The 22,628-nt window shown below is 40.4% G+C and carries 24 protein-coding genes and 2 pseudogenes; 2 read left to right on the top strand and 24 right to left on the bottom strand.

What is annotated here, in order from left to right; all coding sequences use genetic code 11:
* Positions 1-235: 235 nt before the first annotated feature.
* The 14 genes and pseudogenes from tnpB to M72_RS14740 all read right to left on the bottom strand — a co-directional run.
* Positions 236-1,339, bottom strand: coding sequence for an IS200/IS605 family element RNA-guided endonuclease TnpB (gene tnpB / locus M72_RS14795; RefSeq protein WP_055068770.1), 1,104 nt, complete (start codon positions 1,337-1,339; stop codon positions 236-238).
* A 17-nt stretch (positions 1,340-1,356) separates the two neighbouring features.
* Positions 1,357-1,760: pseudogene (gene tnpA / locus M72_RS16595) on the bottom strand (IS200/IS605 family transposase).
* 301 nt (positions 1,761-2,061) lie between these two features.
* On the bottom strand, positions 2,062-2,196 hold the full coding sequence (locus M72_RS16590; RefSeq protein WP_314733831.1) for a Fic family protein: 135 nt from the start codon (positions 2,194-2,196) through the stop codon (positions 2,062-2,064).
* Positions 2,197-2,395: 199 nt separating this feature from the next.
* Complete coding sequence (locus M72_RS14785) at positions 2,396-2,716, bottom strand: type II toxin-antitoxin system RelE/ParE family toxin (protein ID WP_314733830.1); 321 nt, start codon at positions 2,714-2,716, stop codon at positions 2,396-2,398.
* A complete protein-coding gene (locus tag M72_RS14780; protein WP_055068768.1) occupies positions 2,703-2,993 on the bottom strand; it encodes a type II toxin-antitoxin system Phd/YefM family antitoxin in 291 nt (96 codons plus the stop codon). Before M72_RS14780 ends, M72_RS14785 begins: the two co-directional genes overlap by 14 nt.
* A gap of 237 nt (positions 2,994-3,230) precedes the next feature.
* Positions 3,231-3,359, bottom strand: coding sequence for a hypothetical protein (locus tag M72_RS17755; protein WP_261291849.1), 129 nt, complete (start codon positions 3,357-3,359; stop codon positions 3,231-3,233).
* A 177-nt stretch (positions 3,360-3,536) separates the two neighbouring features.
* Complete coding sequence (locus tag M72_RS14775; protein ID WP_055068767.1) at positions 3,537-4,271, bottom strand: MerR family transcriptional regulator; 735 nt, start codon at positions 4,269-4,271, stop codon at positions 3,537-3,539.
* 129 nt (positions 4,272-4,400) lie between these two features.
* Positions 4,401-4,598, bottom strand: coding sequence for a hypothetical protein (locus M72_RS14770; RefSeq protein WP_055068766.1), 198 nt, complete (start codon positions 4,596-4,598; stop codon positions 4,401-4,403).
* 27 nt (positions 4,599-4,625) lie between these two features.
* Entirely contained in the window at positions 4,626-4,961 is a 336-nt protein-coding gene (locus M72_RS14765) for a DUF3784 domain-containing protein (protein ID WP_055068765.1), read from the bottom strand.
* Positions 4,962-5,020: 59 nt separating this feature from the next.
* Positions 5,021-5,554: a hypothetical protein gene (locus M72_RS14760; protein ID WP_206541837.1), complete on the bottom strand. Its 534-nt coding sequence runs from the start codon at positions 5,552-5,554 to the stop codon at positions 5,021-5,023.
* 116 nt (positions 5,555-5,670) lie between these two features.
* Positions 5,671-6,759: a sensor histidine kinase gene (locus tag M72_RS14755; RefSeq protein ID WP_055068763.1), complete on the bottom strand. Its 1,089-nt coding sequence runs from the start codon at positions 6,757-6,759 to the stop codon at positions 5,671-5,673.
* Positions 6,752-7,414 (bottom strand): response regulator transcription factor, encoded by a 663-nt coding sequence (locus tag M72_RS14750; protein WP_055068762.1) that lies wholly within the window; start codon positions 7,412-7,414, stop codon positions 6,752-6,754. Before M72_RS14750 ends, M72_RS14755 begins: the two co-directional genes overlap by 8 nt.
* Complete coding sequence (locus M72_RS14745) at positions 7,414-8,055, bottom strand: nitroreductase family protein (protein ID WP_055068761.1); 642 nt, start codon at positions 8,053-8,055, stop codon at positions 7,414-7,416. The genes M72_RS14750 and M72_RS14745 overlap by 1 nt, the downstream gene beginning before the upstream one ends.
* A 128-nt stretch (positions 8,056-8,183) precedes the next feature.
* Positions 8,184-8,489, bottom strand: a pseudogene (locus M72_RS14740) (DapH/DapD/GlmU-related protein); the annotation flags it as partial.
* A gap of 336 nt (positions 8,490-8,825) precedes the next feature.
* Here M72_RS14740 and M72_RS14735 point away from each other — a divergent pair.
* Complete coding sequence (locus M72_RS14735) at positions 8,826-9,347, top strand: DUF2798 domain-containing protein (protein WP_141652763.1); 522 nt, start codon at positions 8,826-8,828, stop codon at positions 9,345-9,347.
* 84 nt (positions 9,348-9,431) lie between these two features.
* Here M72_RS14735 and M72_RS14730 read toward each other — a convergent pair whose 3' ends face one another.
* The 9 genes from M72_RS14730 to M72_RS14690 form a co-directional block, all read right to left on the bottom strand.
* Complete coding sequence (locus M72_RS14730) at positions 9,432-9,917, bottom strand: GNAT family N-acetyltransferase (protein ID WP_055068759.1); 486 nt, start codon at positions 9,915-9,917, stop codon at positions 9,432-9,434.
* 322 nt (positions 9,918-10,239) lie between these two features.
* Positions 10,240-10,827 (bottom strand): cytidylate kinase-like family protein, encoded by a 588-nt coding sequence (locus M72_RS14725; RefSeq protein ID WP_055068758.1) that lies wholly within the window; start codon positions 10,825-10,827, stop codon positions 10,240-10,242.
* 2 nt (positions 10,828-10,829) lie between these two features.
* Positions 10,830-12,209, bottom strand: coding sequence for an MATE family efflux transporter (locus M72_RS14720; protein ID WP_055068757.1), 1,380 nt, complete (start codon positions 12,207-12,209; stop codon positions 10,830-10,832).
* Between the two features lie 226 nt (positions 12,210-12,435).
* Positions 12,436-13,620 (bottom strand): putative hydroxymethylpyrimidine transporter CytX, encoded by a 1,185-nt coding sequence (gene cytX / locus M72_RS14715; RefSeq protein WP_055068756.1) that lies wholly within the window; start codon positions 13,618-13,620, stop codon positions 12,436-12,438.
* A 51-nt stretch (positions 13,621-13,671) separates the two neighbouring features.
* On the bottom strand, positions 13,672-14,466 hold the full coding sequence (thiD, locus tag M72_RS14710; RefSeq protein ID WP_022045137.1) for a bifunctional hydroxymethylpyrimidine kinase/phosphomethylpyrimidine kinase: 795 nt from the start codon (positions 14,464-14,466) through the stop codon (positions 13,672-13,674).
* A 250-nt stretch (positions 14,467-14,716) separates the two neighbouring features.
* A complete protein-coding gene (locus M72_RS14705; RefSeq protein WP_055068755.1) occupies positions 14,717-15,805 on the bottom strand; it encodes a GGDEF domain-containing protein in 1,089 nt (362 codons plus the stop codon).
* Between the two features lie 52 nt (positions 15,806-15,857).
* A complete protein-coding gene (locus M72_RS14700; protein ID WP_055068754.1) occupies positions 15,858-18,485 on the bottom strand; it encodes a sensor domain-containing phosphodiesterase in 2,628 nt (875 codons plus the stop codon).
* Between the two features lie 4 nt (positions 18,486-18,489).
* The gene (locus M72_RS14695) at positions 18,490-19,965 is read right to left on the bottom strand and encodes a TRM11 family SAM-dependent methyltransferase (protein WP_055068753.1); all 1,476 of its coding nucleotides are present in this window, start codon (positions 19,963-19,965) and stop codon (positions 18,490-18,492) included.
* 67 nt (positions 19,966-20,032) lie between these two features.
* A complete protein-coding gene (locus M72_RS14690) occupies positions 20,033-20,746 on the bottom strand; it encodes a peptidoglycan recognition protein family protein (protein WP_055068752.1) in 714 nt (237 codons plus the stop codon).
* A gap of 417 nt (positions 20,747-21,163) precedes the next feature.
* On the opposite strand from M72_RS14690, the gene M72_RS17390 reads away from it, so the two are divergent.
* Positions 21,164-21,484 carry a hypothetical protein gene (locus M72_RS17390; RefSeq protein ID WP_206541836.1) on the top strand — a complete coding sequence of 107 codons (321 nt, stop codon included), beginning with the start codon at positions 21,164-21,166 and terminating at the stop codon, positions 21,482-21,484.
* Between the two features lie 37 nt (positions 21,485-21,521).
* Here the strand turns inward: M72_RS17390 and M72_RS14685 are convergent, their stop codons facing one another.
* Positions 21,522-22,547 carry a branched-chain amino acid aminotransferase gene (locus M72_RS14685; RefSeq protein ID WP_055068751.1) on the bottom strand — a complete coding sequence of 342 codons (1,026 nt, stop codon included), beginning with the start codon at positions 22,545-22,547 and terminating at the stop codon, positions 21,522-21,524.
* Positions 22,548-22,628 lie beyond the last annotated feature (81 nt).

The following is a 22,628-nucleotide window of genomic DNA, read 5'->3' as shown; positions in this document are numbered from 1 at the left end:
ATGTATTATATTACATCTTTTCATATGAATCAATGTGTTTTTTCACATTTTTATTTTTATACAATATCACATAAATCATACTTACGCATGCGCAATAGCCTGAAACATAAATTTATCATCCCCGATTGTGTGAACTACCCATTATCTTAAGCCAATGGGCTTCCTGCTTCAGCGACCTCGTAACCTACTATCTCCACAGGCGTTAATTTGGACAGTCCCTGCCCTATATATTTCTTTATGCTATTTGTCTTAATCCTTCTGTCAGTATATTTTTCGCGGCATTGATATCCCTGTCATGTTCTGCTCCGCATTTCGGACATATCCATGTCCTCACTGACAAATCTTTTGTATCTGGATTCTGATACCCGCAAACAGAACATAATTGACTACTAGCATAAAATGTATCTATTTTGATGTATTTCCTGCCATTCCATTTTGCCTTATACTCTAACTGTCTTGTCAGCTCATACCATGATACATCACTTATGGCTTTTGCCAGATGATGATTTTTTACCATGTTTTTTATCTGTAAATTCTCTGAAACTATCACTTGGTTTTCGCTGATAATCTCATGTGAAACTTTATGTAGATAATCTTTTCTTATATTCCTTATTTTCTCATGGCATAATGCTATCTTTTTCTTTGTTTTATAGTAGTTCTTACTTCTCTTTCCTTTATGTGACAGTTGCCTTTGCAGCTTTACAAGCTGTTTCTCGTATTTTTTTATAATTTTTAGATTCTCATATACCTTCCCATCGGAAGTAATACATAAATCTTTAATTCCTAAATCGATTCCTATGTTATGATTTGTATGTGCCAGTTCCTTATGCTCCGTTTCTACAAGTATGGACACATAGTATTTTCCACTGGAAACCTGCGAAACGATCGCTAACTTAATCTGCCCACTATATTCCCTGTGTAACCTTGCTTTTACCGCTTTTAATTTTGGCAATTTTATCTTCCCTGTCTCAAAATCTACCGCAATATTTCCATTTGTGAAGTTTGTTGTGTATGATTTATGGTTATCGTGTTTACTCTTGAATTTCGGATATCCTGCATGCTCCTTAAAGAATTTTTGATATGCAGCGTCCATGTTATAGATTGCGTTGGTCAGAGCAAATTTATCTATTTCTTTTAACCATTCATAGTCTTTCTTTAATTCTCTGTTACAGTAATTATTACAATCCGTTTTACTAACTGACTTTTTCTCTTTCTCGTATATTTCTTTCCGATATGCCAATGTCTGATTGTAAACAAAACGGCAACAGCCAAATGTTTTTGCAATCTGAATTCTTTGTTCGCTATTAGGATATATCCTGTATTTATATGCTTTTAACACCTACTGTCGCCACCTTCCTACCCTTGATTTTCTATATATTTTCGTGGCATCTCTTCTGAAACATTTCCTACACTGCAGACAAAATATCCGTCCGTCCAAAAAGTATGTTCTTTCCAGAAATGTTTTCGTAGATAATCCGGATATTTTTTCCAAATATGATATGCTGTATAACTCTTCATCAGATTTACCATTTTACTGATAGACATTGTTGGTTCTGTTTCTATCATGTAATGAATATGATCTTTATCTGTCTCCATATATCTGATAATGACTTTATCTTTTGACATATCTCATAAGAAAACTGCTTTATATCATCTGATATTTGTTTTGACATCAGCAATTTCTTTCTATACTTGCATACGAAAATAATATGATACTGTAACAAATATTTGTGTCTGTTTTTTGATTTCCACGTTCCCATAACGCAAGTATCACACAAACCTCCGCTTCCTGCTACCTTAACCCACCGTCTAAAGCCAGTGGGATTGCGGTAGCCCTATTTCAAATATCGTACCGGATTTTTCTATGAAAAGCATAGGACTGTGATGACTATAGCTGAAAATGTTCTTGCAATCAAAGATGACCAGGCCACCCCGGCAACTCCCGCATAAGGTACAAATACACCGATACAACTGCCAATTCTCTGCCCCTGGCAGTCTGTTTCAGTTCATGGATAATACGGCTTCCCACGCATTAAAGTTCACGTTTCTATATTAATCCTTTTATTTTCTCACATATCTCTGATTCCTGCTATTCGGTTTATCCGGAATTGTCATTTGCACAATTCCAAGTTCCAGCGCCGGGTTCATGTAATTCTTTCGAAATGTTTCCCTTAATTTTAGTCCTAACTTCTCCATAAGCCATATATGCATTTTTTACTTCCTGAATCTCCTGCCTGTCCCCCAAAACGATTCTTCCGTTTATAACATCTCTTACCTCTGACAGTGATAATGAATTTGCCTCTATTTTTATTCCAACATTTTATTTGTAATTGTATATGGTGGTTTATAATTCGACATATTACTTCCTTATCTTGCTTATTATCTTACCACATTTTTATAACCCTCGTATTATATTTAAATAATCCTGTCGTTGATCTACAATAGCATATACAACTACTTTTTTATTACCCTCATCAATTTTGTAAAAAACAAGATCTTTTTCTAAAACAAGGACTTTATATCCCTGCCTCTTAAGAACCAAATATCTTGGATCTGTTCCAATATACGGATCATCTCCCAAATCAAGAATTCGTTTCTCAATCTGATCAAGCTTCTCAAGTGCAACTGTATTTCCAAAATTCTGAGCAACGTACAAGATTATTTTTCTAATGCCGGCATCCGCTGTATCAGTTCTAATTATCTCATACTTCATCATTATCCTCCTGAAGCATTTTTCTCAAGTCATCAAATGTCTCAGTTATCGGGGCTACTCTTTCATTTTTCACATCATCTTCCGCCTCGGCTAATACTTCTAATAGTTCTATTCTCGCTTTCATATTTTTGTATTCTTCATACGAAAGTGCAACGGTATCGCCTCTACCATTTACTGTAATAATAACTGCTTCTTTGTTTTCCTTACATTGCTTTGATATTTCAGCATAATGATTTCTCAAATCAGCAGATGGTCTTATAGATTCTTGTAATGTTAACATATTAGTCACCTCCGCTTATAGCATATGCAAATTATATCATAATTTACATATGACAACAATATCTTTTTTCAAACTTAACATTCAAAATAAAATTTATTTTACGAATCACTTTACGCGGAACTCCCGCCGCAACCACTTCTGCTGCTGCCAAAGCCAATACAAAATGATACTTTCCTATTTCTCTTAAATATTTGCTCGATTCTTTTGCGCTTTCTACAAATTCTGTCGAGGATGTATTCAACAACACTGATAAAGGGATGAACCAACCGCTACAAAGACCGGCTCAATCCACTCAATGACTGCGCCCTTAAAGCTGACCGGTGACTGTCCAAGCATGCAAAGACCAGGGATATCTGATTGTTTCAAAACCCAAACACAGCCTCAAGAAGTGCCAGGATCTTGTCACCAGGTTTAAAAATATCAATACTTGTTGTTCACCTCTTTCCTTTTACTGCAGGGCATGAAAAAAGCACTCTAACCTGTTGTGGCTAAAGTGCTTGTAATCCTGTTATTAAATTATTTATGAGTCAGACAAACCCGAAGTTATTTTTTGCTCATATAAAATATATCAATGGCTTTACTTGCAAACTCCGCAGTGCCTGTACCACCAACATTGTCAATATTTTCCGTAAATTCTCCTCCACCAGCATACATTCTTCCAAGACCACATAAAATCTTATCAGAACATGTATAAAAATGATTCGTAATGTAATCCTGAAGTTTCTTTACCTGCAACTGCACCTGCTCATCTGCCGGGTTCATTTCCTTCATTTGTCCAAATTCAACAAATAATTGCATAAACTCATTGGCGGCAGTAGCTTCGTCATCTTTCGTCCAGTTCTTTGTTTTCTCTTCAAATTCCTTGAACTCAGAGGTTTGTCCCCATTGTTCTTTTGCTCGTTTAGAATACTCATCAATCTTTCTTGTATCAAATACTTTAAAATCCATATATTTCACTCCTATTCCTTTTATTCCTCGAGCGAAACTAATAAGATTTTCAAGATGCTCCTTTTTCATCGTAAGCAATTCAATCTGCTGCTCTAATGCTTTGTTCCTGTCAAAGTTAGGAGCATCGATTATCTTTTTAATCTCCTTAAGCGGAAATTCCAATTCTTTAAACAGTAAAATTTGTTGCAGCCTTTCCAAGGATGTATCGTCATACAACCTATAACCTGACTCTGTATATTCAATAGGTTTTAAGAGTCCAATGGTGTCGTAATACTGCAGAGTGCGTATACTCACTCCTGTTAATTTACTTACTTCATTCACCGTCATCATTGTCATTTCCTCCTCTCGATAAGCATACTCTAAACTATTACGTTACGTAGGAGTCAATAGTTTTTCAAAGAAATTTTCAAAATTAAACAGCTTGGTAAATATCAATTTTCCAGCAATACACACAGGAAATTATTTATCATCTGTATTTGTTTTATTGTTTTCCTTTTTCTTATAAGTCGAACCTAAGCAAAAAAATGCGGAACCAAGGCTTAACCATACTATAGCCATAGTATTTTCATTTCCACTCGTTAAGCCTATAGCTGAGGCTATCAAAAACAGAGCTGATACAACATAAAATAAGATTGATTTGTTTATTCCTTTTTTCATAAATAAGCATCTCCTGCAAACAATAATTTATTTTAATAAATATTTTTTTAACGCTTTATGATTATCAAAGTGGACTTCTCTAAAAAACAGAACTAACCAAATAATATAAGTTGGTATAGCCATATACGGGGTTAAAAAGCAGGATAATATCGCTCCTACCAACATTATAACAGTCCATATGAAGCACTGATTTCTTATATCACGAGAGATCTGAGCTTTATCATACATTGCCTGTTCTTCTTTAGAAAATGAATTAAATCCTGAAACAAATTTAGCTGCTTTTTCCTTAAAAATCGCAAACAACACACCTATAATTACAAATGGTATAATCAAAATTATACATGACCAAAATCCTATATTCATAATACATACCTCCTCTTAAAATACCAATTTCTCAGTTTCAAAAACTGGAATCTGTCGTATTAGAGATACCAAACCAATCCATTTTCTGTTGCCTGAATCATTGCCCCCTTCGGTACCTTTCGCAATATGATTAAAACATCCATAAAAGAAATACTGTTGTGCGTAATCCTGATTTTATCCCCCGGCTGCAAATGATTTTTCTCCATAAAATCACCGGTTGCATATGCATGCCCCGGCTTGATCTGGGTAATCTGCTTATTCTCTTTATCAAAGAATTTAAGCCGGCTGTCCTCGATGGACTGGTAAATAACAGAATTCTTTGCCTCCAGTTCTTCTCCGTGCATATCTTTCAGATTGGATTTTTCTCCGAATACAACCGGCTCAATGCGATAATCCCGGATGGATTCCATCTCATGCAGGATCTCATCGATGGACGCTTTGCTGTCCGCACCCATCGAGATGACCACATAATCGCCGATCCCCGCCTTATCCAGATAGGAATCCGTTCCGTTCATGACGGAAACAACATTGCTGATTCCGCTCGCTACGAACATCGTTGCCAGCAGAATAAAACAAAGCAATATTGCATTCATTACTTTTTTTCTTTTCAAATCTTTTTTCAAAATACGAAAAAGCATTTTAACGTTCCTCCCCTCGTTTGATGTACTCATCTTACAGGAGAAATTATTAAACAATCCTTAAATGCACATTATGCCTTTCGCACAACAACTGTCGCGCAGAAATCATCTTCCTTAATTTCCGCAAATACTTCCCCATCCATTTTTTGCATCAACTGCCGGCTGATATACAGTCCGAGTCCCGAACCGTCTGCCGAACCGACATTGCTTCCGCGATAAAAAGAATCAAACAGATTTATGAGTTCTTCCTGTTTTAAGCTGCAACCGGAATTTCTTACCGTGATCAGCCTGCAGTCCTCTTCCTCCGAAAAGTCGATGGAAATACACTTGCCGTCCCCGTATTTGATCGCGTTTTCCAAAAGGTTCTGCAACACCTCGATCAGCCGGTCCGCATCCCCTTTCAGCAACAGATCCGTGTAGGATGCAATCTGAAATCCGGTATGTAAATTATGCAGTTTTTCCTCATAAAGTCCCCGGATCGCATCGATCACATGGGACAGATACACTTCCCCCGGATTGACACTCAGTTGCAGGAAATCCTCTCTCGATGCGAGCGTGATCTCATTGACATACTCCTCAATCTCTTTTACGTTCTTTTCAATCCCTTGACATGCTTCGACACGCCGCTCCCCGGTCGTATAAAGATTTTCTGCCAGCGCCTTCGCATACAGCCGGATCGCAGATAACGGCGTCCTGATGTCATGTGTCAGCGACAGGATCAGCGTCTTTTTTTCTTTTTGCAGCGCGAGTTCTTTTTCTTTGTTGCTCTCCAATGTTTCGCGCAGCATATCCATTCCCCATAGGAATCTGCCTAAGAATTTGCTTTTTTCGGCTTTGATCGGCACCGAAAGATTTCCTTTCGCCAGCTCCTCGGTCAGCGATTGCATCTGTTCAAACGGCTTTATGATCTTCTTTCCGATATAACAGATCAGAAAAACAGACAGCAAAAACAGAATTCCAAGGACAACGTCCATAAGAATCCAGGTTCTGTAGTCTGTCTGTGCATAAATGATCTTGTAGATTGTTTCGGTTTTATCCTGCACACGCGAAATGCACGGTTCCTGATTATTTGCTGTCACATAATAAACGATATTTGCAAGTGCAATAATAAGCAGCTCCACTCCACAAAACTTTGCTGCAAATTTTTTGTAATTATTCATATCGGTATCCCGTTCCCCAAACCGTAATAATGTGTTTCGGCTTCTTCGAATCCTTCTCGATCTTTTCCCTCAGCCACTTGATATGTACCGTGAGCGTCTGCGGCTCCGATTCACTGTCGCTTCCCCAGATGCGGTTGAACAGGTATTCTTTCTTCAATGTCGTTCCTTTATTTTCGACCAGCAGTTTCAGCAGCTGGAATTCCTTTTCCGTGACATTGACCGGTGTTTGGTTCACGGTGAGTGTCTGCGTGACATTGTTCAATTTCAGATTGTCGCATACGATTTCGTCCAATGCATATTTTCGTTTGAAAATGCCGTTGATCTTGGCAATCAGAATATCGATATCATAAGGCTTACAGATGTAATCATCCGCGCCGATCTGCAAGCCTTTTAATGTGCTTTCCTTGTCGTCTCTTGCAGTCGCGATCATAATATGTGCGTTTGAAGTCTCCCTTATTTTGGAACAGACGGAATAACCGTCCACCCCCGGCAGACCGATGTCAATCACAACAAGATTGGCACCGTACTGCTCAAAGATCTGAAGCGCCTTCTCCCCGGTGTCCACAAGGCTCACCGTATAATTTTCTTTTCGCAGGAAATCGCACAAAAGTGTTCCGATCTCCCTGTTGTCCTCTACGATAATAATGTCCGGCATTATTTTACCTCATGTCCTGTCACGGCCTCAAAGTGATATTTTACAATTCCAAGGTCAATCCTGGAATAAAAACCACCAAGATTTTTGGCTGTTACAATTCCGTTTTTCAGTTCAAAATAAAACTTCTGCTGATTGACAGCAGTTGGTGCAAGACTTACCGCTTCCATACCTTTTTCAAACCATTCGTTCTTCTGATCCGCCTGTCCAAGTTCTGCGATACTTTTGCTTTTATGTGGAACTCCCTGTGTTTCTCCATATCCCAGTGAGATAATAATGAGTAGCTTCTGTCCTCTTTTGATCTGCGCTTTTGATTTTCCATGCGTCATTGCCACCCAGCAGGTATTAAGCCCAAGTTTCTGACATTTCAGCACAATCTTCTCGCCATAATATCCTGCCTTTTCCTGATCATTCTTATTTCCGACAATCGCGATATAATTCTTTACATTTTCAAATTTTCCGTAATGAGCCATAAATGAATCAAAACATTTCGGTTCATCGTAAAAAACCTGTATCGACAGTTTACTTTCCGCATTAACATCTTTTATCAACGCATTGATTTTTTCTCTCTTTGAAGATTCAATTGCCTGATTTTTATACTGTCTTACGCTGTGTCGCGCTTTCATGGTCTCTAATATATCCATTTTAATATCCTCGCTTTCGTTCAACTGATTAAACCGAGTATACCATATCTTTAAAAAAAAAATTCAATGGTAAAGAAAATCGAGACCATTATAACTTTTTAATTTTCTTTGTTAGTTTTATCATAGTTCTACAGATTTTCCCAGTCAATCTTTTCATTTTTATAAAAGAATTCATGATCATGTTCTCCGATTTTACGCAGCACACGACATGGATTTCCTACCGCAACAACATTATCAGGAATATCTTTTACAACAACACTTCCTGCGCCAATTACTGAATTTTTTCCAATTGTAACTCCCGGAACTATAATAGTCCCTGCGCCGATCCAAACATTTTCCCCAATATGAACGGTCTTGTTATACTGCATCGCATTTTCACGAAGTGATGGCTCAATCGGATGATTCGCAGTTGCTATCGTAACGCTTGGACCAACCCCATATGATTTTCCTCCATTGTTGCTGTTCTTATCCTCGTTACTCTTACCTCACTCCTACCAATATAGCATGCATAGAATTTATTAACAACCGGAAACGCCATAGAAAACAACCGTAAAAAATTTTTTACTTGACTTTAATTTCATTTTTCTGCTAAAATGCAAGAGTTGTAAAAACAAATTAAATACAAGACACATATCAGACAATAAATGTCACCTGTCCACTGTCAGACGGACGGGCAGCATTTGTTGTCTTTTTTTGTTGTCGGAAAGGAAACACTATGGTTATGAAACTCATTCTTGATGCGATTCAAAAATACAACGGAGGAAAAGAAAATGCCTAGAACACGAGGAGAATCCATATTTTTTACAGCGATCACCGCATGGATGATGGTCTATGTCATGACAGTCTATAACACGGTACTCGCAACAGGAAGCTTTACAAATACGACCTTTCTTATTGCATTGAAGGGAATGTGGATAGAGTATATCATCATCGGATTGCTTGCCTATTTCGTGTCCGGTCATCTCTCAAAAATGTGTGCCTTCCGCGTTGTCCAGCCTGGCGACCGGCCGATTTTTATCATCTTTGCCATCCAGACTTTCACGGTAATCTGGCAGGTTGCATTCGCCAGTGTGATCGGTGTCTATCACGGACATGGATTTACCGCCAACTTTACACCGGATTATCTTATGACCTATTGCAAAAATTTTATCATGGCATTTCCGCTGCAGCTTATTTTTGTAGGACCGCTTGCAAGACTGATCTTCCGGACATTATTTATCAATCATAAGAAAGAAAAAAGCACCAACGAGATTCAGAATGACGATGAGAAAATCGTTGCAAAAACAATGTAAGCTATTTATATGCAAAAGCAATCAAAAAATCAATCGTAAAAAAATACGATTGATTTTTCGATTACTTATACGCATTACAATGAATTAAAAAGTCAGCCGCATCTGATGCCACACAGCGTTTCCGTGTGTGGATTTATCGGACACGCCTTCATCAACAAAACTAAATTTTGCATAATACTTGATCAGTTTTTCCTTGCAGGTCAACACAAGACCTTTTCTGCCCTGCTCTCTTGCATCCTTGATTGCACATTGGATCAGTTGTCCTGCATATCCGTGTTTACGATAATCCGGAAGTGTATTGACACCGAATATCATCTGCCATGCACCATCCTCGTTGTGCATAGCAGCCTTCTCATACATTTCATCTGTCAAATCTGCCTCATCGGTTACAAAACCATCTACAAATGCGATCAGTTTGTCTTCCTCCAACATAATCCAGAAGTGATTTCCATAATACCGGATTCGACCGGCAAATTCTTCTTTCGTTGCAGCCTCCGCTGCTGGGAAACACTCTGCCTCTACATTTGCAATCTCGTTAAGATCATCCATGGTTGCTGTTCTTATCTTCATTTCTCATTCCCCTAATTTTCATTCTTTCCCTTAAATTTTACCGCATTTTAAGGACAAGTCAATCCAACAACACTCCCTGTGCTCCACTAATATATAAAGTGTGTATCAACGAAGCCAGTTCATCTGTTTGTTGGTTGATAAACGTTTCTCTAACTTTTATAATATTGTACAACACAGTGTTGGATAATGAAAGGAAGAGTTATATGAATGCAATTATCATTTATTATTCCCGTTCTGGAAATACTGAAAAAATAGCAAAACAACTTCCGTCAGATCTGGGTGTCACATGTATGGTATCTCTTAATTGCACATTTGTTTTCTTCTATTTCTTGCAATCCATTATGATCTTCTCACACAGATCATATCCAAGCTCGGAACTGTTCAGTGACAATGTATAATTCTTTGCCATCCCCCACTTCTGATCCGTATAAAATCGATAATTTGTCATACGCCTTTTATCGATATCTGCCATCATTTTTTCTGCTTCCTCTTCGGTAACATTGTACAGTTTACAGATACGCGCCACCTTTTCCGGCATATCCCCATGTATAAAAACGTTCAGCACATTATCTTTGTCTTTTAAGATAAAATCCGCATTCCGTCCTATGATCACACAGCTTTCCTTTTCCGCAATCTCCAAAATCACTTTTCTCTGCGCTTCATACACCATATCTTCCACGGATTTTCCGGTGATGTCACGTCCTGCAAACGCATAGGCAAGCAGTCCTTTCTTCGGAGACAATTCTGCCTTTTCTTCAATATATTCCGCTGAAAATCCGGACTGCTCCGCAATCTGCGCAATGATATCCTTGTCATAATACTTTATGCCAAGCTGCTTTGCCACTTCTTCCCCAATAAAACGACCACCGCTTCCGAACTCTCTGCTGATCGTAATAATTCTTTTTGCCATAATCACATCTCCCTTTCGCTTAAAACATCTACTTTTGTTTTACGGATTCTCTTTAAAAATACATAGCCGGCCAGACACGCGATAAACTCTGTGATCGGGAACGCCCACCAGATCAGCGAAACTCCCATCTGTCCGTTTCGGACGAAAATAGAGAAAATGCCTGCCAACGGCAATATAATTACAAGCTGTCTAAGCAGCGAAATCACAAGCGACTCGATGCCTCCGTCCAATGCCTGATAAATTCCCTGATATGCGACATTGATTCCTGCAAAAAGAAAACTGATAGAAATAATGTGCATTGCTCCGATAAAATATTCTCTTGACTGCCCTGCGTTGAATAAAGTTGCAAATGCACCCGGGAAAATTTCCGTGATCGCCACACCAAGAACCATAAGTACGATTGTATAAATCAGTCCGTACTTCATACCATCCTTAATTCGATTTTTACTTCCCATCCCATAGGAAAAAGCGATGATCGGTGTGATCGCATCACGCAGACCAAATGCAAGGAACAACACAAACTGCTGCACTTTATAAAACAATCCATATGCGGTCTGCGCCGAAGGATTAAATTTTAAGATCAGATTCATTACATAAACCATAATAGACATCAATGCCTGTGCAATGATCGCCGGAAGTCCGATCGAATAAATCTCTTTTATAATTCCACCCTCCGGTTTCATGTATTTTGTTCCATGCGCAAATTCTTTATTTAATTTCGTATGGAAAATAAAGAGTAATACTGCCGATGCAACCTGTCCGATTACCGTCGCATATGCAGCACCTTCTACTCCCATTTCAGGAACAGGTCCGATCCCGTAGATCATGATCGGATCAAGAATAATATTTACCACTGCCCCCACAACCTGACCGATTGTAGAATAAAGTGAACGTCCGGTTGCCTGTAATAACTTTTCAAACAGGGAAAAGAAGATAATTCCAAACGACATCACACAACATATCCTTAGATAGCCGGTTCCCATCGAAATTACTTCCGGATCAACCGTCTGCGATGAAATATAGGCTTTCACTCCGAAAATTCCAAACAGCAGACATACCGCATAAATAATTACTCCAAGAAATAAACTGTTTCCCGCAACTTTTGCTGCTTTTTTGCTGTTTCCCTGTCCAAGTGTCCGCGCAAGAAGTGCATTCGTCCCCACACCGGTTCCGATTCCTACCGCTACCATGAGCATCTGCACCGGAAACACCAGCGTAAGTGCATTTAAAGCGGCTTCACTTCCCTCCTTCATGTTTCCGACAAAGGCACTGTCCACAATATTGTAGACCGCCTGCAATGCCATCGACAAGATCATCGGTATTCCCATCTGTACCATGAGCTTATTGACCGGCATCTCCTTCATCCTGTTTCTTTCTGCCATCTTAACTGAATCCTCCTTTTTCTACATAAAAAAAGCATGTACTTATCTCACAAGCTGGACTTACGCTGATAAGCTACACACTTTTTCATGGCATTATAAAATTAAAAACGAGCAGCAAAACTGGATTTACGCTCGTTTGCTACTCGTTTGAAAATTATTATATTTCTCTTTTTCTAAAAAGTCAAACAAAAAGTCTTATGATTAATAGGTGTAGGATGATAACACCTTATTTTTCTTTTACTGCTGCTGCAATTTTCTCTACAATCACACAGACAATTACGGTAATCACCATATCCGGCAGCGTATTTCCAACCGGTGTATCCACATGCATCAGCACCCGGTACAGTACAAAACCGACCAGCCACACCACAAGATTTCTCCACTGAAATGCGGATTCCCCAGCATCTGCTTTCTTTAAAATGAAATAATCTGCAATCTGCACTGCAATCATCGGGGCAAATACAGAACCAATCAGATACAGGAAATTTGTAATGTTATCCATCGGATAAACAATTGCTGCCACAGTTCCAATCACGGTAACAACAATCGCTGCCCATTTCTCCTTAATTTTTGAAGAAATGGAAACACTTGAAACTCCTGCGGAATATGCATCCAGAAACGTCGTCGTAACCGTGGAAAATACAATGATGAGAAGTCCCACAACGCCAAACCCTGTTTTTAACATAATCTGCGCAATATCATATTCGCCGGTAAAAATAGCAGCCCCCATACCAATCATATACATAAAAATGCTGACCAGACTGTAGACAACCACACTGACAAGTGTTGCGGCAAACGGTTTTTCTGCTTCTCTTGTATAATCACTGATCAGTGGCAGCCAGGAAAGCGGCATTGCCACGGCAAGTTCCACAGCCGCACCAAATGTAAGACTTCCATCATCCACGACCGGAGCCGCGCTTCCGGTTCCAAAAAAGATCACTTTAAAAAGAACCAGAGATAAAATAAAAAGTGCGGTCATGGCAACCGTATTTAACTTGCCAAGATTCGTAAGTCCGACAAAAATCCAGACAACAATCAGTGCGCCGATAATGATCGCCCATACCCAGATTCCGGTATGCAAAACCCCGTCTGCCGCAAGTGCTCCGTCATAAATCATAATTGCGGTCCACCCTACAAGCTGTAACACATTTAAGACAGCAAACAGAAGGCTTCCTCTCTCGCCAAAACTCATTTTCACAGTTTCCATGGCACTTTTTCGTTCTTTCGCTCCAATCATTCCTGCTGCAAACATCATAAGTCCGCCGATCAGATGTCCCAGTAAAATTGCTGCCATGGCTTTTCCAAATCCAAGCGGTGCAAAATAAGTACCTGTCAGTATTTCCGCCAGGGATACACCTGCTCCAAACCAAATTAATCCGTTACTGAACACGGAAGTTCCTTTTTTTTCCATTTGTACACTCCTCTTAACCTATGATAAACCCGGCCTCACATTTGCCGGATACTAATATTCTCCTTCAATTGCAAATGCATGGTCCATTGGTCCGCTTCCTTTTCCAAGGTCAAGCATGGCGGCAAGTGCACCGGAAATATAATTTTTTGCATACTTCACGGACGTTTCAAGATCTCTTCCTTTTGCAAGGTTTGATGCAATCGCAGAAGAAAGCGTACAGCCTGTCCCGTGTGTATTTGGATTGTCAATCCTCTTTCCCTCAAACCATACCGGCTCTTTACCCTTCTGGTAGAGCAGGTCATTGGCATCATTTAACTGATGACCACCTTTTAATAAAACGGCACAGCCCAATGTGTCACAAATAATTTCTGCTGCTTTTTCCATATCTGCATCGGTCTTGATCTGCATTTCGGAAAGCACTTCCGCTTCCGGAATATTTGGCGTAATCACCGTTGCAAGCGGTAATAATTTACTTTTCAATGTGCTGATAGCATCCTCACTGATCAGTCTTGCTCCACTGGTTGCCACCATGACAGGATCTACGACAATATTTTTTGCGTGATACTCTGTCAGCTTCTGCGCAATCGTCCCAATCAGTTCACCAGAAGCAACCATTCCGGTTTTAATCGCATCCGGATAGATATCCGTAAAAATACTGTCCAGCTGCTCTGCCAAAAACTTCGGGGTTACCTCCATAATATCTGTTACACCGGTCGTATTCTGGGCAGTCAAAGCCGTGATCGCACTCATTGCGTAAACATGGTTTGCTGTCATTGTCTTAATATCTGCCTGAATGCCGGCGCCTCCACTGGAATCACTTCCAGCAATTGTTAATGCTGTGTACATAACATCCTCCTTATCGTATCCCTTTGTGCATTAATTTTATATAGCGACTGAAGGTGGTGCCCCCAATCTGCCGCTGCATGTACTATATTACACACCCTCTCCGGAAATGCAAGAGGTTTTTTCATGGATCACATTCAGGACATCCCTCAAAGCCTGTTTTCTTCCCGAACCTTTGCCGGCTTCTCTTCCTTCCTGATAAAATAAATAAAAGGAACCAGCATTTGACAGATGCTGATTCCCTGTTATAAGACTAAAAAAATTCAACCTCAGATATCCGTTTATATCTCTTACATAATTTTTTGTTTTCGTACATATAAGAGTCAGCCTTATCGAGCAATGTCTGAATTGTATATTTACCGTCGTTTGTGGATAATGCCCATCCATATGCATAGTCAATCAGCATTTTGTCTTCCCTGTTGTTTAACCGGTCTTTTTCGAGACATAAACATTTTAATATTTCCTCAACCTCTGTTTGGCTTGTATGATAAATAACTGCCATAAATTCATCTCCACCATATCTTCCAACAAAGTCTTTTTCCGGAATCACATTGCGCAAAAGCCGGGCAAAATTCAATATTAACTGGTCTCCTGCCGAATGTCCCATTGTATCATTTACCGTCTTTAAATTATTCAGGTCAAACATTATGCATGCGGTAGGCTCACTAATTATTTCTTTATTACCAAGAAGTTCCTTACAGGCACTTTTGTTTGGCAATCCGGTATGGGCATCTGTATATGCCCTGTGTTCTAACAGCTTATTTTTCACCGCCATCTTCATTGCCATCAGGGTCTGCACAATAACCAATATCACCAGACACAGCATATCAAACGCAGACAGAATCTCTATGGTGCGAATCTTTGTGGCAATCTTTTCGGAATACTTTTCTGCTGCAAATACAGTTTCATCTGCCATCTTAAAATAAATCTCACTCATATTGACAATATCTGTATTTTCATATCCCACACTTCTTACGGCTTCAATTTCTGTTTTCAATTTTTCCCAGTAATCACTCTGAATCTTTAATTTTTCCTGATATTCTTTATCATAGAGTTTTACCAGTTCATAATGTCCATCTTGATATCTTAACCCACTCAGAATATCATCCAAATATTTCATTAATTCTTCATTCCGGTTTTCTGTAATTTCTAATTTTACTTCACGCTGTGTAGCTCCACGTACCAGACCTGCATAATTTATTACACGCGCTGTCCCTTGTAACCAGCTAATCTGTATCATCATAAAAATAATAAGAATTACCAATACCAGGATAAGGCAGCTTTGTATAATACCAATTATATTTTTACTTTTCTTATCAGACGGTCCTTTCAGATTAAGCATTTTTCCTCCCATTAACAATCAAACCTGTTCTTCTGCATACATAGCATTCACCTTATATCAGATATTTCTTTTCAAATTCTTCAATCTTCATCGGTTTTCCATAAAAAAATCCCTGAATCATACGGATTCCCATCTGCTTTACAATATCCCTCTGCTGCTTCGTCTCCACACCTTCCACGCACACATGTACATTGATGGCATTTGCCAGTTCCGATACCATCCGCACAAATGCATTGGAAAAATCGTCTTCTCCAAGATGTTCAATAAAACAACGGTCAATCTTGATCACATCCAACGGCATCTCACGGATATGATTGAGGGATGAATATCCTGTTCCAAAATCATCCAGTGCCACGCGTACACCAAGATTCCGGATCTCACTTAATATCTTCTTCATCCGGACCATATCATTAATCGCCAGGCTTTCCGTTACTTCCAATGTCAGATTCTGTGGTATGATACGGGTTTCTTCCAGAACCTTTGCAACCTTCTTTACAATGTCATTCTGCAACAGCTGTACAACCGACAAATTTACATTGACATGATACTCCGGATGCCCCATATCATTCCAGTATTTGCACCGCAATGCCGCATTTTTCATTACATATTCACCGATTGGATTGATCAGTCCCAGATATTCCGCAAGTGGAATAAAATCTGCCGGATTCACAAATCCAAGTGCACTTGAATTCCAGCGGATCAATGCTTCTGCACCACAGCATGGCTCTCCCGGCTGACAGACATCAATGATCGGCTGATAAAACACTTCAAATTCCGTGCATGCATTCATGGCTGCAGTACGCATATTTTTCTCCAGATCCAGTCTGCGGTATGAGGAAGATGCGTCCATCCCATCATAGTATTCCACGCGGTTTTTGCCCCTGCGTTTTGCCGACAACAGGGCAATATCTGCTTTACGGACAAGTTCTTCCACCGTTTCTCCGTCCTTCGGGAAATATACAATCCCCATACTTATGGTGCAATAATAATCTTCTCCCTTTAAAAACCACGGTTTCTTAAATATGGATGTCACATCCCGCACAATCCGTTCCAGCTCCGGATACACGGAATCCGGAATAATCACAACAAACTCATCCCCTCCCATGCGGTAACAGGTATTCTCAATCCCATCTATCCTGCGCAGGCTATGGGAAATCGCTTTCAACAGAATATCCCCATACTGGTGTCCCAGCCCGTCATTGATATGCTTAAAATCATCCAGTCCCATATAAAGCAACGCTCCTGTTGCATCTTTTTCCCGGGTCTTTCGTATAAACTGTCCCAGATCCTGTTCGCAGCGCATGCGATTAAACAACCCTGTCAGGAAATCATTGTTCGCCTGATTTTCAATTTCTTTCTGATAAATTTTCTTTTCGGTAATATCATAGAGTGTACACATGGCAACTTTTCTGCCATCCACCCAGTCAATCTCGGTCTTATGCACATCCAGCCAGCGTTCCTCAACAACCGAATAAATTTCCTCATAATACTGGCTGCGCTTTGTTTCCCGGTCGGAAAACAGCATTTTTTCCAGATGATTTCCCGCGATACTGCGAGAGAAAAGTTCTTTGAATTTGTGATTCATATAAAGAATTGCATGGGTATGGTAATCAACCACATATATTCCACATCCGGTATTTTCCAGAATCGCCTCTAAAGATGTATAGGAACTTGCCAGCGAATTCTTTGCAATTCTTTTAAGCATGATGCTCTGCACAACTCTTCGCACATCACTGACAAATTTGATATCTCTGTTCTCCCAGATTCTTGTTTTTTCATTATCATACACGCAAAAATACATCGCCGTGCGGTTTTGTATTTCAATCGGTTCAAAAATTCCGGCACTGATATGACAGGTTTTAAATAAATGTGCAAACGGTTCCGGCATGATGGAGTCCGATGAGATCATATAAGTTTTACCATTATAAAACGGCAGTGCACCGATCGGAATATGCTGCCCCTCTGCAAGAATGGACTTGTCTGGTTCTTTTGTATACTCGCAGATCATGTCTGCCGTATTTTCCCCTGTATTCTCGCGCAACAGACATCCACCGGAAATTTCCAGACTTTCACAGGCCTCCCGCAAAATATCCTCAGCCACTTTTTCAAAACTGTTATCCGAATCCATCATCTGCAAAATTTCGGTCATTGCCCGGCTGCGGTGCAGCTGGTATTCCATCGCCAGCTCGGAAACAGAACTCTTTTCAACCGCTTTCTGCGCGATCATCTGATTTCTGCGACTCTCAAACAACTGTCCGGAAAGCAGTGATAGAAATTCTACCGATGCGTAAAACTGCTCCTCCGTCGTAATAAGCATTCCCTCCGGCAGATGAACCTCTGGTGTCAGCCGCTCCTTTATAATACCCATAACAATCCAGACAACCTGCAGCTGATCTTCTACTTTTGTGGAAACAGCACACAATTTCATGAAATCCTGTGCTGTTTCCCGCTCCACAACCGTTTCCATCCGGTCATGCTGCATCTGGTCTACCAGTTCCATGTAGGCATGTTTATCTACCTGTGTCCGTAAAAACCCCACCTGTTCTTCTGTTCCAAACGGTTTTGTCACAACACCTTTATTCTTATCCACACACATCAGATACAAATGATCTGCACAGCAAAACTGATCCTGCAGCTGCTGTAACATTGATATATCTATCAGATTCGTATCATCGTTCATGCCATTACCTCTTTACTCCTATAATTAACAGATAACATCCTGCCTTACTCTGCATACAATATTCTTCCAAAAGAGAGAATTCCCTGTGAAGACGCAGCTGTTTCTTCACAAATCCAATCTCTCCTGTATACATTACAATCACAGCCTCCTTTTCCAGAATGGTTAATGCTTTCCGGAAAAATTTCTCATACAGACGGTCCAGCTGCTCCCGCGTCATTTTTCCCCGCACCGGCATATTGGTTACAATCTCATCAAACAAATAATCATGTTTAAAATCAAAGAAATCCCTGTGTATGAAATTGATCTGTTCTCCTGCCAGAGCCGCATTCTCCCGTGCTCCGTCAATTGCCTCTCCAAAAATATCCGTACCATATTTTTCACGTGCCGGAACACGGATATCCCTCTCGATCAGCATGGTGCCCACGCCGCAGAACGGATCAATAATCTGCGCATTTTCTTTCAGATATGGTGCTGCCAGTTCCATAATCAATGCCGCAAGGGAAGGGTGCATGGAAGCGGCAATTGCATGTTTCCGGTACGCAAACCGGTGATCCGGAATAGTATAAAATTTCAGTGCCGGGAAAAACTTTCCCTCACGATTTGCAATCAGTCGAAGTTCTACCTCATAATCCCCCGGAGAATTCACCAGTTTTCCATCCGACAACTGTTCAATGGCAGATCCAAGCTTTTTGACAAACCGACTTCTCTGTTCCAGTGTCATTGCGGATCTGCACTCAATCCGGAAAAAGAATGGCTTGTCTTCCCGGTGGTATTTTGCACAGATTGCAAGCATTGGCTTCCACACCGCCTCTGCTGCTTTTTCCGGTTCCTGCTCCAGAAGTCCTTTGACCGGAAGTAAAAACAACATGTCCCGATATGTGCGGATCTGCAACAGCTGCAACAGATCATCCGTCTGTACAATCACACCGAGCGGATGCGCCTTTCCACCGGTCTGATTTTCCAGTATTCCGCGATGATTGCGGTTTGTCACCAAAAGTACATGATTGTTCTTTTGTTTTATATCAAAATGATGGGTATCGATTCCTTCATACTGAATCAGGATTGCCCGCAGTGCCCGCAGTTCTGCTTCCCGGTGTTTCCGGTTTTCTTCGGTGACCGGCTCTCCTTCCAGCTCTGCAAGACGATCTTTCAGCTGCGAAAGGATTTCTTCTGCATGAAGTGCCTTCATGGCTTCCAGATATGCACTTTTTACGAACAGTGTCTGTTCCCGGGTATATGCTTTCCAGAGCGGCTGCAACGCATTCTGTACTGCCAGGTCTCCCAGAAGAAGTGCTGCATTCTTCCGCGTCTTTGCATCCTCTTCCTGTAAAAATCCAAACACCAGATCTTCATGCCCGCGTACAAATTCTATAGCCTGCGCTTTTTGCTCTTCCGTTGCTTCTTTCAGGCTGGCACGCAGAGCACTCAGATTACTCCTTACATTTTTCTTTTCCTGTAATTCCGTAAATAGTTGTATCAAAAATTTCTCCTCTGTTCCGTTAATTATTCAGAATACTTCCTATATTTAATTTATTGTAGATGATTTTTTATTCTTTGTCCACTCCATTTTTTTCGATGTAAGCCGCCAGATCATCATGAAAATCTTCCCATGCACTCTCATGTTCCACAAAATATTTCGGACAGTTTTTACCTGTCACATCATAATGCCGGATCACATCTTCAATTCCAAGATCATATCTTCCGATCAGCCAGGTTGTCAATTGGATCAATGACTGATACGTACTGTCATTGAATTTTCCGGTGTCATCCGGAATACAGCATTCGATTGCGATTGTATCACTGTTTCGGTTATTGGATGCATATGCGATTTCATTGCAGGGAATGCACTGTACAATTTCTCCATCCAGCCCGATCACGAAATGACTGCTTGCCTTGGTCTGGTGAGATTGTTCCAGCCCTGCGAAATAATTCCGGTTCTGGATGGCAGTCGTTCCCGGATTGGCCGTGTAATGAACGACAATTCCACGAACCTTTTTAAGTGCAAGCCCCGGACGGGAATATTCATTGACCGGAAGCAGTTCCACGTCTAATTCCGGTCTCTGGTCAACGTATTTTTTATCTGTAATATCCCAGCTGCTGTCAGACACCGTCTGCTGCGCCCGTTCCTGCTTCACTTTATGTATGATTCCCAGAATGGATCCAAGCAAAATTACGGCAATGAGAATCATTAAAATGCGCATCTGCAGCTGTTCTTTTCTTGTTCTTCGTTTTTTATATCTCTTTCGATAGGTTGGAGCCATAAATGCATATCTCCTGTATTATTTTTGCCCCTTTGTGGGGCTTATTTCTATCTTCTCACATATTGCGTATCTGTCAATGGGTTTTGTGGTTCAAACATAAGTTTTCTCGATGCGACGGAAGAAGGCGTACATTTTCTTTCTCCAGAAAAATTTGCAAGTCAGCTCTGGCGTTGATTTCACGTCCTTTTGTGTAATTTTATCATTTTACGCAATTAGCTATACGTTATGAGTGCCAGAGCAAGTTGCAAATTTGTTCTTCCGAAAGAAATATACGCCTTCTTCCTGTGGATTGGAGAAAAGATAAGTTTAAAATTGAGGCTGCAAATTCTGAGGATTGGAGAAAAGATAAGTTTAAGATTGGGGGACGCAAAATTCTATAAATTATAAAAAATACGCGCGTATAGAAATTTTCTAAATATGAAAACTTCCATCGCGCGTATTTTCTTCCACAAATTTTCTCTTTTAACAAATTCTAAAGCTTTATGTTTATCTCATAGCCAGAATTTGCGGCAATCGCTCTTTTCTTTATATTTTCTCCAATCCACAGAATTTGCGCGTGTACTGTTTTGGTTTGAAGTTTCTGCAACTGCTCCGGTGTTCCATCAGGGAAAGCTAATAGCAAAAACATATCCCCCTGCTAAAACCTACCTGAAATCAACGCCGGAGCTAATTTGTAGAAAATTCAAACCAAAATCATGTCCACCGCAAATTCATCGCTTTAAGAAACCTTATCTCTAAAACAGCCCGCCGCAAATTCGTCGTATTGAGAAAAAACTTACATAATCTTGTGAACCCAGCCTTCCGGTCCTTCAATCTCGCCCATCTGGATTCCGGTAAGTGTCTCACGCAGTTTCTTAGTATATGGTCCCATTTCTTCCATTCCACTCGGGAAACAGATCTCTTTGCCATGATCAACAACTTTTCCGATTGGAGAAATAACGGCTGCAGTACCACAGAGTCCACACTCTGCAAAATCAGGTACTTCTGAGAATTTAACCGGTCTGTGCTCTACCGGCATATGCAGATACTTTTCAGCAACAACCATCAGGGATCTTCTGGTAATGGAAGGTAAAATACTGTCTGACTTTGGTGTTACGAATGTTCCGTCCTTGGTAATGAAAATGAAGTTTGCTCCACCGGTCTCCTCTACATAAGTTCTTGTAGCAGGATCAAGATACATGTTCTCAGCATATCCCTGAGCATGTGCATCTACGATTGCATGTAAACTCATAGCGTAATTCAGTCCGGCTTTGATATGTCCGGTTCCGTGTGGTGCTGCACGGTCAAAATCGGAAACACGGATTGTAATTGGCTTTGCGCCGCCCTTGAAGTAAGGTCCTACCGGTGTAACCAGAATACGGAACTGGTACTCATCTGCCGGCTTTACGCCGATAACAGCGTTTGTAGCGATCATATATGGGCGGATATAAAGCGTTGCTCCGGAACCAAATGGAGGTACCCATGCTGCATTTGCCTTTACTACCTGCTCTACGGCATCTACAAAACGATCCTCCGGGAATACCGGCATCTCAAGTCTCTCACAGGAATCTTTCATACGGCTTGCATTTAAGTCCGGGCGGAAACATACAATATGTCCGTCCTCTGTTGTGTATGCTTTTAATCCTTCAAAACAGGACTGTGAATACTGGAATACACCTGCACACTCATTTAATGTAACGGTAGGATCTGTTACCAGTGCTCCATCGTCCCACTTTCCATCCTTGTAATTTGCAACATAACGGTAGTCTGTGGTCATGTAACCAAATCCCAGGTTACCCCAGTCAAGATTTTTTTTCTCCATTTTCATTTCCTCCATTTTCTATTCCAATTCAAGTGTTCTATAACTTTTCGTTATGGAATACTGGATGTACTATTATTTTTA

The organism is Roseburia faecis, assembly GCF_001406815.1.
Lineage (GTDB): Bacteria > Bacillota > Clostridia > Lachnospirales > Lachnospiraceae > Roseburia > Roseburia faecis.
This window is presented reverse-complemented; position numbering and strand designations above follow the sequence as displayed.